The 14,437-nt window shown below is 40.9% G+C and carries 13 protein-coding genes; 5 read left to right on the forward strand and 8 right to left on the reverse strand.

Annotated features, from left to right (window positions below):
• Positions 1 to 12: 12 nt before the first annotated feature.
• The 3 genes from D7I46_RS09140 to D7I46_RS09150 are packed head-to-tail and all read right to left on the reverse strand — an operon-like array spanning position 13 to position 3,755.
• Positions 13 to 1,230 (reverse strand): MDR family MFS transporter, encoded by a 1,218-nt coding sequence (locus D7I46_RS09140; protein WP_120772622.1) that lies wholly within the window; start codon positions 1,228 to 1,230, stop codon positions 13 to 15.
• A gap of 43 nt (positions 1,231 to 1,273) precedes the next feature.
• Positions 1,274 to 2,500 (reverse strand): MDR family MFS transporter, encoded by a 1,227-nt coding sequence (locus D7I46_RS09145; RefSeq protein WP_120772623.1) that lies wholly within the window; start codon positions 2,498 to 2,500, stop codon positions 1,274 to 1,276.
• A 22-nt stretch (positions 2,501 to 2,522) separates the two neighbouring features.
• Positions 2,523 to 3,755 carry an MDR family MFS transporter gene (locus D7I46_RS09150; protein WP_120772624.1) on the reverse strand — a complete coding sequence of 411 codons (1,233 nt, stop codon included), beginning with the start codon at positions 3,753 to 3,755 and terminating at the stop codon, positions 2,523 to 2,525.
• Between the two features lie 167 nt (positions 3,756 to 3,922).
• Here D7I46_RS09150 and D7I46_RS09155 point away from each other — a divergent pair, with 167 nt between their 5' ends.
• Together D7I46_RS09155 and D7I46_RS09160 are read left to right on the forward strand one after the other, a co-directional pair.
• Positions 3,923 to 4,414: an RNA polymerase sigma factor gene (locus tag D7I46_RS09155; RefSeq protein WP_120772625.1), complete on the forward strand. Its 492-nt coding sequence runs from the start codon at positions 3,923 to 3,925 to the stop codon at positions 4,412 to 4,414.
• A 27-nt stretch (positions 4,415 to 4,441) separates the two neighbouring features.
• Positions 4,442 to 5,551 (forward strand): anti-sigma factor, encoded by a 1,110-nt coding sequence (locus D7I46_RS09160; protein ID WP_120772626.1) that lies wholly within the window; start codon positions 4,442 to 4,444, stop codon positions 5,549 to 5,551.
• Positions 5,552 to 5,641: 90 nt separating this feature from the next.
• Here the strand turns inward: D7I46_RS09160 and D7I46_RS09165 are convergent, their stop codons facing one another.
• Together D7I46_RS09165 and D7I46_RS09170 are read right to left on the reverse strand one after the other, a co-directional pair.
• Positions 5,642 to 6,988: a glucose-6-phosphate isomerase gene (locus D7I46_RS09165; protein ID WP_120772627.1), complete on the reverse strand. Its 1,347-nt coding sequence runs from the start codon at positions 6,986 to 6,988 to the stop codon at positions 5,642 to 5,644.
• Between the two features lie 176 nt (positions 6,989 to 7,164).
• On the reverse strand, positions 7,165 to 7,680 hold the full coding sequence (locus tag D7I46_RS09170) for a TetR/AcrR family transcriptional regulator (RefSeq protein WP_120772628.1): 516 nt from the start codon (positions 7,678 to 7,680) through the stop codon (positions 7,165 to 7,167).
• 109 nt (positions 7,681 to 7,789) lie between these two features.
• Between D7I46_RS09170 and D7I46_RS09175 the strand changes: the two genes are divergently transcribed.
• The 3 genes from D7I46_RS09175 to D7I46_RS09185 all read left to right on the forward strand — a co-directional run bounded on the left by D7I46_RS09175 (position 7,790) and on the right by D7I46_RS09185 (position 10,307).
• Positions 7,790 to 8,977 (forward strand): MFS transporter, encoded by a 1,188-nt coding sequence (locus D7I46_RS09175; RefSeq protein ID WP_120772629.1) that lies wholly within the window; start codon positions 7,790 to 7,792, stop codon positions 8,975 to 8,977.
• A 63-nt stretch (positions 8,978 to 9,040) separates the two neighbouring features.
• Complete coding sequence (locus tag D7I46_RS09180; protein WP_120772630.1) at positions 9,041 to 9,778, forward strand: MerR family transcriptional regulator; 738 nt, start codon at positions 9,041 to 9,043, stop codon at positions 9,776 to 9,778.
• Between the two features lie 22 nt (positions 9,779 to 9,800).
• On the forward strand, positions 9,801 to 10,307 hold the full coding sequence (locus D7I46_RS09185) for a YkgJ family cysteine cluster protein (RefSeq protein WP_120772631.1): 507 nt from the start codon (positions 9,801 to 9,803) through the stop codon (positions 10,305 to 10,307).
• Between the two features lie 36 nt (positions 10,308 to 10,343).
• On the opposite strand, the gene D7I46_RS09190 is transcribed toward D7I46_RS09185, so the two are convergent.
• From D7I46_RS09190 to D7I46_RS09200, 3 genes are read right to left on the reverse strand one after another with little or no spacing between them, the layout of a single operon-like run.
• Positions 10,344 to 12,995, reverse strand: coding sequence for a valine--tRNA ligase (locus D7I46_RS09190; protein ID WP_120772632.1), 2,652 nt, complete (start codon positions 12,993 to 12,995; stop codon positions 10,344 to 10,346).
• Between the two features lies 1 nt (position 12,996).
• Positions 12,997 to 13,881 (reverse strand): GIY-YIG nuclease family protein, encoded by an 885-nt coding sequence (locus tag D7I46_RS09195; RefSeq protein WP_162930872.1) that lies wholly within the window; start codon positions 13,879 to 13,881, stop codon positions 12,997 to 12,999.
• Positions 13,881 to 14,429: a GDSL-type esterase/lipase family protein gene (locus D7I46_RS09200; RefSeq protein WP_120772634.1), complete on the reverse strand. Its 549-nt coding sequence runs from the start codon at positions 14,427 to 14,429 to the stop codon at positions 13,881 to 13,883. Before D7I46_RS09200 ends, D7I46_RS09195 begins: the two co-directional genes overlap by 1 nt.
• Between the last annotated feature and the right edge of the window lie 8 nt (positions 14,430 to 14,437).

Here is a 14,437-nt window from a genome sequence, read left to right on the forward strand (position 1 = left end):
TTTCATTTCTTATCAAACTGCCTGTTTAATCCTAATCGAGCGCATAGCCGGAAGAACAGCGAAAATAATGATAAGAACCATAAAAAATGCCATGCCAACATTGCCATAAACTGCTGAAAAAGAAACGAGAATTCCCGATAATACTGAGGCCACAGGTTGTGTAATCGTGAAAAATCCTGAATAAGTCCCCGCTGAATCACCTTCCATCAGGTCCGCGCGGTATGCTTGAATAAAGCCAACACCAATCATCTCCCCAAAAGTTGCAACACCTGTTGCAATAAGCTCAACTGATAAAGTCGTTCCTAAAAATGCTACGATGAAGCCGCTGCCTTGTAAGACTAGACCAACCAAAATTCCTGTTTCACGTCGCCAATTTTTAGTCCATCGGTTAATCCCACCAATAAATAGTACAATCAAAAGCGTGTTAACAATCAAAAATATTGACAACATTCTTTGTCCGTAAATTTCTATGCCAAAAATACTCGTTGTCACAAAGTGATCTGATAAATGAACTGGTAAATAATTATCTAACTGATTAAAAATCATTGCTGTAAAAATCGCTGATAAACAGTACCACATAAACGCTGTATCTTTTGCTACCCATTGATATGCTTTAAAAATATTACTCTCTGCTTTTCTCTTTGCCAATTCAGGGTGGAAAGATTCGCCAATCCAGAAATAAATCACCAGAAAGCTCAAAAATTCTTCTATTGAAATAACGAGCAAAAGTTCAAATAAGTAATCTCTGAAAAACCAACCTGATAGAGCTGAACCAATCAAGATTGCCATATTAATTACCCAGTATTGTAAACTATAAACCATTCGCCGATTATCTGAATTGGTCAAGTCAACCATCATCGCAGTTGCCGCCGTATTGAAAAATCCATAACCAAAAAAAAGAACCAAAAAACCAATGTAAGTCAACCAAGGGTCAAAATACCAAGGTGAATTTGCAAAAGTCGCTATCAAACCACCTACTGTCGTAACTAAGCAGGCAAAAAGCATGAGCGGTCTACGCCCACGTAAGTCTGATAAATGTCCAGCCCAAAGCCCCACAACAAAAGTCAGGATATTTGAGAGAATGAGCAGAATACCTGTAATACCTGCTCCCATATGTTCATTATAATAAATAGTCATTGAACCACCTACTGTACTAAAGCACAGTCCCCCAACAAACATCATCAAAATACGAAGTTGGATTTGTCGATTCAGTTTAAAAAAATCTTTCATATTCTCACATTATCATTTTGTCAGTATACTGACAGAAAATCTGTCAGCGTGCACCTCGCTCATATCGTCTGATGGAAACTAGACCAGGCAAGACACCAAGAGAAGTTACGACTAATAAGATAATCCCCATCCCCATACTGCCATAAAGAGGTGAAAATGAAACTAAGGCACCACAAATGACCTGCGCCATTGGCTGAATTGCTGAAAAAGCACCTGTGTAAGTTCCAATTTGCTCAGGATTCATCATATCTGCACGCAAAGATTGCTCGAAGGGGACAAAAATTAATTCCCCACCGACATTGAGTACTGCTGCGAGAAATTCAAAGAGCACATTATTCGACCAGACTGCCATCGCCCAACCCAACCCCATCAAAATTGCACCAATCGCAAAACCCCGTCGATTTGACCATTTATTAGTTTGTTTGCGGAAAAAAGACATAAAAAGTACCACGCAGATTGTATTCGTTACTGCCATAATCGTCAACATCCGTTGTCCATAAATTTCTACACCAAAAATATGACTCGTATGAAAAGCATTTCCACTCAAATGCACGGGAAGAAAATAATCTGGCTGTGTGAAAAGCATAGTAATAAAAAGTGTTGCAAGCAAGTACAACATAAATGTGCGGTCTTTTGATACTTGCAAATAAGCTTTAAAAATATTTGTCTGTTGATGTTCTGCGTGATGGGCAGGATCAAAAGTTTCTACAATCAAAAATTTGACAATCAAAAGATTGATGATATCTCCCGTAACCACAATCGACAAAAGCATAAATAAATGGTCACGAAAAAGCCACCCTGAAATGCCACTACCCAATGCTACTCCGATATTGAGTACCCAGTAATTAAGGGAAAACACGACTTTCCGAGTTTTTGTTGTTGTAATATCAACTAACATCGCGCTCGCTCCAGAGTTAAAAAATCCCCAACCAAAACTTGATGCAACTAAACCAACAAATGTCAACCAAGGATTAAATAGCACAGGAGAATTAGCAAATGTCGCCAAAGCTGCACCAAAAGTTGAAGTCAACGCACCAATCATCATCGTTGGTTTCCGACCGTGAATATCTGTAAAATGCCCCGACCAAATCCCAACCAAAAAACTCAAAACTGAGCTGATGATAAGTAAAAGCCCTGTCAGGCTTGCTCCCATATGCTGATTATAATAAATCGTCATCGAGCTACCAATCGTGGAAAAGGTCAGTACCCCGATAAAAGTCATAATAATCCTAAGTTTAATATTACGACTAAGTTCAAAAAAATCTTTCACTTATTCTATTCTCCAAGCTCTATCAGTACACTGACAGGGTTTCTTTTTGATGACGTGACACAGCGATACTAGCAAGAATAATGGCTAAAAGCTCTACAAACGCTAAAATCAATGAAACACCACTCGCCTTAATAATTGGTGAAATTGATACTAATAAAGCTGCTAAAATCGAAGCGATTGGTGTACGAATTGCACCAATTCCATTATAAGAGCCTATCTTCTCAGGATTCATCAAATCTGCACCCAACGTTTGAACACTGGGTGTATACACGATTTCACCAAGAGTATAAATCACCCCAGCAATAAAAATCGGAGTAAATGTCGTTGTCATAAAAGCAAAAATCATTCCTGCAGCCATAAAAAGACTACCTAATACGAAGCCTTTTTGATGTGACCAGTCCTTTGTCAACTTATTCATTGTTGTCATTAAAACAACCACCATGACACAGGCTAAAATCAAAAAAATCGTCAACATTCTCTGTCCATAAATCTCAAAACCTAAGATTTCCAGCGTTTGAAAACTATTTGATAAATGCACAGGTAAAAAATTATCAAACTGCATAATGATAAAGGTTGTCCCCATATTTGCTGCCATAAAAATCATATAAGTTTTATCTCGAATGACGGTCTTATAAGCCTGAAAAATATTTTCACGAGGCTTGTCAGTACTGACAGAAGGCTTGAATGTTTCTGTCATCACAAAAGTTGTCAAGAAAAACGAAACCAACACTGTCACAAGCAAAATTCCTAAAAGAGCTTCAAACGCAGGTCTGAATAGCCATGCCCCAAGAGCTGCTCCCAGAATAACTGACAAATTTTGCGCCCAATAATCCAACATAAAAACAACTTTACGATTTTCAGCCGTTGACGCATCAATAATCATTGCATTTCCAGCTGTTATCACAAAATTATAACCAAAACTAATCATCAAAAAGGCAATAAAAGTTGTCCAAGCATTGACATGAGAAGGCAGATTTGAAAAAATTGCCAAGCCACTTCCCAATAATTGAATCACTGTCCCTACGACCATAACAGGCTTTCTACCATTTCTGTCTGCAAAATAACCCGCCAAAATTCCAGCAACAAAAGTTGCAACCGCAGACAAAGCAAGCAAAATCCCCGTAATTGCACTTCCTAAGTGTTGATTATAATAAATCGTCATTGACGAAAAAACCGTGCCATAAGAAAAGGCACCTAAAAATACAATTCCTAAACGAAGTTGCAGATTTTTATCTAAATTCCAAAATTCTTTCATAAATTCCCTTAAATTATCAAATTTTCTTAATTTATCTACAATTGTAGCACAAATAAATTTTAAAAACTAGAAAATCTTAATATAAACTGAATCTCATCTCTCCTTTTGTTACAATAAACTGTAACCAAACTTAATCCCGTTTGTTATATAAGTGAGAGGAGGAAAAAGTGAATCTAAAAAAATATGAAACTGATATCAATCAATATGCAACAGAAATCACTAAATACCTCATCTCACGTGGAAGTAACTATGAAGATGCACAAGATACTGTCCAAGATACCCTAGTAAAGATGATTAGTCTAGACATTTTTATCCCACCTGACAAGCTTCGAGCTTGGATGTACCGTGTTGCCATCCGCAAATATATCAATACTTACAACCGAAACAAACATTATCAAACGCTCATTCAGCAATTAAGCACTGAGGTTATGACTTCTGAATTTCTTCTCGAAACAAGTCCTCTCCTCACATTTCTTGAGCAACTTCCTCCTTACCAAAAACAGCTTCTGACAGCTTATTATTATAAAAATTATTCTACAAAACAACTTGCAGATATGTTTGATATTAGCCTAAGTAAAGTTAAAATCGACCTCTATCGCGCACGTAAAAAACTTAAAAAAATTTTAGAAAAAGAAGGTTACGACCAGTGGTCTTTGTAACCCTAAACAAGAAAAGGACTCAAATCAATGCGTACAATTATGATTTTCTTTTACTTCATCCTACTCATTACCTTTGCCTTCGGGATGTTTCGCTTTATCCTCTATACAATCAAAAAAATCCGACACAAAAAGTCTCCTCAGTCTCACCCTGTCTCTAATCTGGGAAAAGATTTTACTTCATTTGCCAACAAAACCAAATGGAAACGCTGGGGAATTACTGCATGGATTGCTTTAGTAATTATCTCACTAGTTACAGCTTTAACTTGGAATATCAATTCTCATTATATGGAGAAAGCTTACTTCAAAACTAGTGAAAAAGCTTTTGCCTACTTCACATCTGCTGCACCAAACATCATCGCCAACAATCAAATCATTGATGATTATGGTATATTCAGCTCTAATATCCACTCTGATACTTACAAAGATGTAGATGGTTATCATGTTCCTTGGCGTTCTTACGATTTCGGGTTTGGCACATTAGGTACAACTAATCTAAGTATTCCATTTTCCTCTCCTGTTAATAGTGAAAATAGCTATTACACACAGGATACTAGCCAAAAAATTGCAACATTTTTCTCAACAAAAGTTAACTATCACAGTAAAGATTACACAGGGATTCTTCCTACTCATGATGCAGATAAAATTGCTCAACTTTCAAACCATGTCGCTGAAGTTGCCGTAACCTTTGACAAACCATATAGCTACCTTGATATACAAGAGATGATTCCTAAAAATCTGCTCATTAACTGGTATTGGATTGGATATAATAACCCAAAATCTACCATAGTTGCCGAACAAACTAATTGGTATGGTTTAATGAGCAACAGTAGTCCTACAAAAACAAACAGTAACCCACAACTAAATGGAAAACTAGATGATAAAAGTTATGTCTCCTTCATAAAAAATCTTCAAGTCATTACACAAGCTCAGCAACTTATCATTAACAATTTCAATTTAACAAAAGATGTATTAAAACAAAGTCAAAAATACCCTTCCCTTAAAACTGCTAAATTTTCAGGTGTTATCCTCACAGGACGGACTAAAAATTTTGAAAATCTTGATAAGAACTCCTGGGTTTATGCGACAAATGTGGGTGTGATAACTGAAATACGACCAGATATTCCCCCTGTCAAATAAAAAACGTACTGACAGAATGATATCAGTAATTATCACAAAAAAACCGTACTGACAGAAAGTTGTCAGTACGGTTTTAATCTCATTTTCTAATTAAAGACGTGAGTTCAATTCTTTACCAAGTTCTTCAAATCCTGGTTTGCCAAGAAGTGCAAACATATTTTTCTTGTAGGCTTCAACCCCTGGTTGGTTGAATGGATTAATGCCATTCAAGTAGCCAGAAATACCGATTGCAAGCTCAAAGAAGTAAATCGCATATCCAAGTGTGAAAGCATCTTGTTCAGGCAATGTCACAATCATGTTTGGTACATTACCATCAGTGTGAGCAAGCAATACACCATCAGCAGCTTTTTTGTTAACGAAGTCAACATCTTTACCTTGCAAGTATCCCAAGCCATCCAAATCTACATCAAGTTCTGGAATGTTGATATTTTTACGTGGTTTTTCAATACGAACAGCAGTTTCAAAAACAGTACGTGTTCCTTCTTGAATCCATTGTCCTAATGAGTGAAGGTCTGTTGAGAAATTAGCTGAAGTTGGGTAAATTCCTTTTTGGTCTTTCCCTTCTGATTCACCAGCCAATTGTTTCCACCATTCTGAGAAGTATTGAAGTGATGGTTCGTAATTAATCAGGATTTCTGAGAATTTACCTTTACGGTAAAGAATGTTACGAAGCGCAGCATAAGCATAAGCATCATTTTCACGAACATTTGTAGAAGTGTATTCTTTACGCGCAGCATTTGCACCATCCATGAGAGCTTTGATATCAGCACCAGAAGCTGCGATTGGCAAAAGTCCAACAGCTGTCAATACTGAGAAGCGGCCACCAACTGAATCCGGAACAACGAAAGTTTCCCAGTTGTTTGCATCGGCATTAACTTTTACAGCACCTTTTTCTTTGTCAGTTGTTGCGTAAATCCGTTTGTTTGCTTCTTCACGACCGTATTTTTTAACCAACATTTCTTCAAAGACACGGAAAGCAATCGCTGGTTCAGTCGTTGTACCTGATTTAGAGATAACATTTACAGAGAAGTCTTTGTCAGCAACGTAATCTACAAGGTCAGCCAAATATGATGAAGAAATAGAATTCCCTGCATAAAGAATACGTGGTGCTTTGCGTTCTTTGGCAGTTTGCAAGTTAACAAAGCTGTTATTCAAAAAGTCAATCGCCGCACGTGCACCGAGGTATGAGCCACCGATACCGATGACAATGAGAACTTCTGAGTCAGATTGAATTTTTTGAGCTGCTTTTTGGATACGAGCAAATTCTTCTTTGTCGTAATCTTCAGGAAGGTCAAGCCATCCGATGAAATCTGAACCAGCACCTTTTCCTTCGCGGAGCAATTTATCCGCGCCGTCAATTTGCCATTGAATTTCGTCAAGTTCATTTTCAGCTACAAATGGTGTGAGTTTTGAATAGTCAAATTTAATGTGAGCCATTTTTGATTCCTTTCAAGCTCTTGCACACTGCAAGAATTTATCTATCAGATGAGCCGCAAATTTTTACTTTTCATCTTCGAATTTTCTAGTTAATTTTATCACTTTTTCCCATTTTTAACAAGATAAGACATAGCCAAATGCTATTTTTAAGCGTACGCGCTTTCATTTTTAAACTTTCAAACAAATTTATCCGCGACCAAATCCCACACTGCTTCAAAATTTTCCTGAAAATGCTCATCCCAGCGGTTCGCAAACTGTGGATGTTGAAAAACCATAAATGCCTGAATCAATGCTTGATAGTCTTTCATTTTACTTTCTGAGCTAAAATCACATAATAGCTGTGCCAAATGTTGATTATGCTGGTCTTCTAACTTCATATTTGTAGAAATATAGTGCGTATAAAGCTCAAACATTTCTCTATCCTCTGTATAAGCGTTTTTTTTGCAAGAAACAAGTAGCCAGAGCCAATCATGGACGCTTTTTCCCTCAAACGAGGTCACGGGCAACAATATCTCATCCAGCCAAAGCAAAGCCAGCTGCTCCATCAGCTGTTTTTTGCTTTTAAAATGCTTGTAAGCCGCCTGATGTGTCACGCCAATACGCTCTGCAACCTCAGTCACTGTCACACTTTTCGCCCCTTTTTGTGCGACCAATTGCTTTGCAACTTGTAAAATTTTGTCTTGTGTATTCATATCGACAGTATAGCACAAGTTGCAAAACTTGACAAACGAAACTCACAAGTATATAATCATTTTTATAAAGTTGCAAAATATAAAAAACGCAACTCAAAAAGGAGAAAAAATGAATCCCACCAATCTATCAACAAACGAAAAAACAAGCGAAAAACTGCCCAAAGCCTCACTTTTCGCTCTATTTTTCAGCGGCTTCGTCTCATTATTAACAGAGGCTCTGCCTGCTGGCCTGCTTCCTGAGATGAGCCGGAGCCTGCACATTACTGCTTCTTTGACAGGACAGACCGTTACAATTTATGCGCTGGCGACTGCTCTGGGTGCCATTCCTCTTGCACGGCTGACGGCGACTTGGTCCCGCAAACGTGTGGTGCAAACGGCACTCGCTATCGTCTTTATCGCTGATTTATTGACTGCTTTTTCGCCATTTTTTGTCTTGACCCTATTGATTCGCTTCATTGCTGGACTCGGGACGGCGATGATTTGGCCAATACTAGGCGGTTACGCTTCTAGTATTTCGCCTGAGGCGAGTCAAGGAAAAGCTGTCGCGCTCGCTTTGGCTGGAAATCCTGTCGGCTTGGCGCTGGGGATTCCAATGGGTGCGGCATTGGGCAAGATGTTGGACTGGCAGCTGGTCTTTTTGATTGCAGCAGGACTTGTTTTGCTTAATTTTTTATGGAATTTTCATTTTCTGATTGATGTTGCAGGGCGCAAACCTGAACATCAGTCTAAGCTTGGAGAAACATTTGCTATTCGTGGATTTAAGCCTATTCTTTTTGCCCTTTCGACTTATATGGTAGCGCATAATATCGTTTACACCTACATCACAGACTATCTCGGACGGATTCACCTGGAGAATCAAGCAAGTTTGATTCTGTTTACTTTTGGGGTGGCTTCTATTTTGAGCGTGCTTTTAGTTGGCTCACTCATTGATCGCTACGTCCGTCGTCTGACCTTGCTTTCAGCTTCTCTCTTGGCATTCGCCATGTTGCTGTTGTCCGTTTTCACAGAGAGTCCTTTTGTCATTTATCTTGCCAGCGGACTTTGGGGATTGGTTTTCGGGAGCTCCGCCAGTCTATTTATCCACTCAGCGATTCGTGCAACTGGCAAACACGCTGATATGGCGCAAGCCCTTGTCGTCACCGCATTTTCAGGTTCCATCTCTATTGGCGCTTTTAGTGGCGGCTTGCTCATCTCGCTCTTTGGCACTTTGTCCATCAGTTGGGCTGCTTTTGCCTTACTTATTTTATCTGCTTTGACTGTGTTTTTTGGGAAAAAATTTGCTTTTCCTGTGAAATGATTTCGCACTTGACTCTGACCTTGATGGAGGGTTTATAATGGTTCTATCAGGAAAGGAGATTTCATGTACACAGTTCATCAGGTAGCGGCGCTCTCTGGCGCGACTGTCAAGGCTTTACACCATTATGACAAAATTGGTTTGCTTGTCCCAGCCACACGCTCTGAGGCAGGTTATCGGCTTTATGGTGAGGAAGATTTAAGACGCTTACAGGAAATTTTGTTTTACAAAGCGCTGGATTTTTCACTGACAGATATTCAGAAAATGCTGTCAGCACCTCATCAGCGCCTGTCAAATTTGACACAGCAGCGGCAGCTTTTGACAGAAAAAATTCGACACTTACAAACTTTAATTGCAAGTCTTGACGAGACCATTTCCGTAGAATCTAAAGGAGAAAAAATGACAGAAAACGCACTTTTCAAAGGTTTTAAGACAGTTAGCGAATGGAATCATGCCTTGCAGGCGCAAAATGATTATTTGCAAAAGACTTATCAGACGCAGGTCAAAGTCACAGATAGCGACCGTCAAAATCGACTCGCAAAAGAAGCACAAAGTTTTACACAACAAGTGATTACAGCATGTCGTGCTGACAGGAATCCGTCAGAGCTGACAGAAATTGTGCGCGCACATCTCGATTTTCAAAAGGCTTATCAGCTGCCTCATACTGCTGACAGCTTTGTCAAACAGACGGCATTTTTCTTGTCAGATGATTTTCATCATAAAATGCTGGAAGACCAACAGGCAGGGCTTGTATGCTATTTGTGTGAAGTCGCCAAAGCTTATCAAAAGCAAGAAAATTCTTGAAAATTTTGTTAAAATATGAGCAATGAAATATAAATTCCAAGAAATCGACATCGCGCATTACCGCGACCTTGCTGGGCAAAAGCAAAAAGCCCACAAGAAATTTCTCGCTGGACTTGCCAAAAAGCCTCCGAAAAATCTCGACCGTATCGCTCAAGTTGTGCATGATGACGTTTTCAATCGGATTGACTGCACCCTTTGCGCCAACTGCTGTAAGACGCTCGGTCCTCTTTGGACGGAGGCTGATATTGAGCGCGTCGCCAAGCACTTGCGCATGAAGCTGACCGACTTTGAGGCAGCTTATCTGCGCATTGATGAGGACGGCGACAAGGTTTTCCAGACCATGCCTTGCCCTTTTTTGGGTGCTGACAACCTATGCAGCATTTACGAAGTTCGCCCGAAAGCTTGCCGTGAGTTTCCGCATACTGACCGAAAGAAAATCTATCAAATCAATCACCTGACGATTAAAAATACATTGACCTGCCCCGCAGCTTATGAGTTTGTGGAGGAATTGTCGGAGAAAATAAAATAAACCTTACTGACAGGATTTCTGTCAGTAAGGTTTTTATTAGTTTTCCAATTCCTCAATACGCTTCGCAACCGTATTAAATTTCTCCTGATAATCCGCCAACTTATCCTTTTCTTTCTGCACCACTTCAGCTTTCGCATTCGCCACAAACTTTTCGTTGGACAGCTTACGATTGACCAGGTCAAGCTCTTTTTGCCACTTAGCAAGTTCTTTGCTCAAGCGCGCGATTTCTTCGTCAATGTTAATCAAACCCGCAAGCGGTAGGAAGATTTCAGAACCTGTAATGACGGCTGACATTGCTTGTTCTGGCGCTGTCAGTTCTGACGAAATCGTCAGTTCTGACGGATTGGCAAAGCGTGTGATGTAGCTGCTGACAGACTGTAAAAACTCGGCGCTGTCAGATTTGACAAAGATTGGCACTTTCTTGGACAATGGCGTGTTGACTTCCGCACGAATATTGCGCACGGCGGTAATCAGTTCAATCAAGAGCTGCACGCCGTCAGAAGCCTTTTCATCATCAAATTCTGGATGAACCACAGGATATTCCGCCACCACGATAGAGCCTGTCGTATTTGGCAATTTTTCAAAAATCTCTTCTGTAAAGAACGGCATAATGGGGTGCAACAAGCGCAACACATTATCCAAAACGTGCAAGAGAACGCTGCGCGTCACATCTTTTTCCGCCTCGTCATCTCCGAACATGACTTCCTTGGTCAGCTCCAGATACCAGTTGGCGAACTCGTCCCAGATGAAGTTGTAGAGAATGTGCCCAGCGACACCAAACTCGAACTTGTCCATCTGCTCGGTCACGCGCGCAATCGTGTCATTGAGCCGTGTCAAAATCCAGCGGTCAGTGACATTGCCGACTTTGCCAGCTGACAGATCTGTCAGTACTGACGAAACCTTGGAAGCACTGACAGCCTCAGCATTCATCAAAATATAACGCGACACATTCCAAATCTTGTTAATGAAATTCCACGCAGCATCCATCTTGTCATAACTAAACCGCACGTCTTGCCCAGGTGCAGAGCCATTTGACAAGAACCAGCGCAGCGCGTCCGTGCCGTACTGCTCAATGACATCCATCGGGTCAATCCCGTTGCCGAGCGATTTAGACATCTTGCGCCCTTGTTCGTCGCGAATCAGTCCGTGAATCAATGCCCGCTCAAATGGTGATTGTCCTGTAAACTCAAGCCCTTGGAAAATCATGCGCGACACCCAGAACGGAATGATGTCATAGCCTGTTACGAGTGTACTGGTTGGATAGTAACGCTTGAAATCTTCGGCATTTTCATCAGGCCATCCCATCGTGCTAAAAGGCCACAAAGCTGAGCTAAACCAAGTGTCCAACACATCTTCTTCCTGTACCCAGCCGTCGCCCTCTGGCGCTTCTTCACCAACATAGACCTCACCGTCCTTGTACCAAGCTGGAATCTGATGCCCCCACCAGAGCTGACGACTGATGACCCAGTCATGGACATTTTCCATCCATTGCAAATAAGCATCGCCAAATCGTGGTGGATAGAAGGTCACGACATCATCTGTACCATCTTCTTTACGTTGATGCGCGATTGCATTTTTAGCCAAACCGTCCATCTTCACAAACCACTGCTTCGACAAGCGCGGCTCCACAATCACACCCGTCCGCTCAGAATGCCCCACTTCGTGATGAATGGGCTCGATTTTGACCAAAATCCCCAGCTTTTCAAACTCAGCGACAACTTTTTTACGCGCTTCAAAACGGTCAAGCCCGTTGTAATCAGATCCACAAAGCTCATTCATCGTGCCGTCGGCATTCATGACATTCACCTGTGGCAAATCATGCCGTTGTCCCACCAAAAAGTCGTTCGGATCATGCGCAGGCGTGATTTTCACCACACCCGTTCCCTTTTCCATATCGGCGTGCTCATCGCCAATAATCGGGATTTCTTTATTAATAATCGGCAAAATCACGGTTTTCCCGATGTATTTGTTATAGCGCTCGTCCGCAGGATTGACCGCCACCGCTGTGTCGCCAAAGAAAGTCTCAGGCCGTGTCGTTGCAACCTCCAACACAATGCTGCCATCGCTAGAACTATAATTCACATGATAAAACGCGCCCTCCACATCCTTGTGAATGACCTCAATATCCGACAGCGCTGTCTGGGCTTTCGGATCCCAGTTGATGATTTTCTCGCCCTGATAAATCCAGCCTTTTTTGTAAAGTTCGACAAAAACCTTGCGCACCGCCTTGTTCAGCCCTTCATCAAGGGTAAAACGCTCGCGGTCATAATCCACCGAAATGCCCATTTTCGCCCATTGCTGATGAATGGTCTCGGCATACTCATCTTTCCATTCCCACGCTTTTTCAAGGAATTTCTCGCGCCCGAGGTCTTGCGGCAAAATGCCTTGTTCAGCCAGACGCGCCGCCACTTTCGCCTGCGTCGCAATCCCCGCGTGATCCATCCCCGGCAGCCACAGCGTGTCAAAGCCCTGCATCCGTTTCTGGCGAATGATAATGTCCTGCAGCGTCGTATCCCAAGCGTGCCCCAGATGGAGCTTGCCCGTCACATTTGGTGGCGGAATTACGATGCTGTAAGGGTGCGCTTTTTTATCGCTTGACGGCTTGAAAACTCCTTGTGTTAGCCACTTTTCATAGCGACCTTCTTCTACTTCTTTTGGGTTGAATTTTGGGGTTAGTTGTGTTGTCATGTTATTTTATTCTTTCTAAGTCAAAATTTTTCAAATATCCGTTGAGATTTTTATGTAACGATTGTGCAGACTGGTTAGTGTATACAAAACTTCCATCTTTGATTTGTGAATAGAGAGGCGTGTTGGATTTACTGCTATATTCTTGCTTTGCTGTAATATACGCCCTCCCCTTCTTAGAAATCCAGGTATCTTTCAGTGCGTAAAACTTATCAGGACTAACGTCTATCAAGTGCTCAATCGTACGCAAGAAATAATCTCTGTTGTTTGTTCCATGATAGCTAAAACCATCACTCAACTCAATATAAAAGTCATTTTTATCTGAGCCATTTACTCCCAACTCTGACTTTTTATTATCTTTTGGTGAAAATTTCTGTTTTGCTCCTACTTGAATAACTCTGGAATTTTTAATAAAAACCTTTACACCAATCAGCTCCAACAAAAGTAATGCATTTTCAATAAAATTATCATAGCGTACCTTGTCAAAACGGCTGACTTTCGATTTATTACCCGCTTGTTTATTTTCACTATGAAGCGTACCCGATTTTCTTGATTTTTCAATCAATTCATGCTCAATGTAATCAATCGCTGAACGATTGAGCGAATCATCTTTTGTTGTAATCAGAACTGCTTTTTTCCAAAAATCTTTACCTTTATCATGTTGCTTGATTCTACGCTGTAAATCACTTGCTTGACCGATATATACCTCCGTTTCAGAAATTAACAGGTAAACTCCCCAATAGTTTGTTTCATCTTGTTCAAACAGTTTTTCAACACTTTCTCGAGGAGAAACAAACATCGCTCCATCCCAAGAAGAATCTTCTATCGTAAGCAATCCATCAAGATTTCCATCATCAAGCAGCAAATTTATAATTTTTGCTTTTGCCATTATCTTTCTCCAATACATTCAACAATTTTATCCGCCAAAACCTCATATCCAGCCTCAGTAAAATGAAGCCCATCAGGTCTTAGCAAAGCATTTGGCTCAGGAAAATCAACCATCGCCTGAAAAATATCAATCACGGGAAGTTGTTTTTCTTGCGCAAGGTCGAGGGTGGCTTGTCTGAAAAGCTTGACTTCGGAAAGTTTACTGTAGTGCGTGGGCTCTAGCTCATTGTAGTAGGGCGGCGTGATAAGGATGGTTTCCTCTCTACCGAGCTGATTGATGATTTTGGTCAGATTTTGCTTAAATTCATCAGGGCGGATGAGATGATAAGGCGAGGCGTCATTGGCGCCGAAGAAAACAAAGTTCAGGTCAGCGTTTTCAGCTTTGACGTACTTGATGCGGTATTGCGCGCCGTAGGTGTCGTCGCCGTTGATACCGTGGAGTTTGACCTCGATTTGTGGCACTTTTTCTTCAATCAAGTCCTTCAAAATCAGTGGATTTTCCGCCATGTAGCCATTTGTGATGGAGTCTCCGAAAATTGTGATTTTCACGGGCGCAC

Source organism: Lactococcus allomyrinae (assembly GCF_003627095.1).
Lineage (GTDB): Bacteria > Bacillota > Bacilli > Lactobacillales > Streptococcaceae > Lactococcus > Lactococcus allomyrinae.

What these genes read in the sequence shown, in the direction of transcription:
- D7I46_RS09140 (WP_120772622.1), bottom strand. Translation starts at nt 1,230, where the DNA reads ATGAAAGATTTTTTTAAACTGAATCGACAAATCCAACTTCGTATTTTG.
- D7I46_RS09150 (WP_120772624.1), bottom strand. Translation starts at nt 3,755, where the DNA reads ATGAAAGAATTTTGGAATTTAGATAAAAATCTGCAACTTCGTTTAGGA.
- D7I46_RS09160 (WP_120772626.1), top strand. Translation starts at nt 4,442, where the DNA reads ATGCGTACAATTATGATTTTCTTTTACTTCATCCTACTCATTACCTTT.
- D7I46_RS09165 (WP_120772627.1), bottom strand. Translation starts at nt 6,988, where the DNA reads ATGGCTCACATTAAATTTGACTATTCAAAACTCACACCATTTGTAGCT.
- D7I46_RS09170 (WP_120772628.1), bottom strand. Translation starts at nt 7,680, where the DNA reads ATGAATACACAAGACAAAATTTTACAAGTTGCAAAGCAATTGGTCGCA.
- D7I46_RS09175 (WP_120772629.1), top strand. Translation starts at nt 7,790, where the DNA reads ATGAATCCCACCAATCTATCAACAAACGAAAAAACAAGCGAAAAACTG.
- D7I46_RS09180 (WP_120772630.1), top strand. Translation starts at nt 9,041, where the DNA reads ATGTACACAGTTCATCAGGTAGCGGCGCTCTCTGGCGCGACTGTCAAG.
- D7I46_RS09185 (WP_120772631.1), top strand. Translation starts at nt 9,801, where the DNA reads ATGAAATATAAATTCCAAGAAATCGACATCGCGCATTACCGCGACCTT.
- D7I46_RS09190 (WP_120772632.1), bottom strand. Translation starts at nt 12,995, where the DNA reads ATGACAACACAACTAACCCCAAAATTCAACCCAAAAGAAGTAGAAGAA.
- D7I46_RS09195 (WP_162930872.1), bottom strand. Translation starts at nt 13,881, where the DNA reads ATGGCAAAAGCAAAAATTATAAATTTGCTGCTTGATGATGGAAATCTT.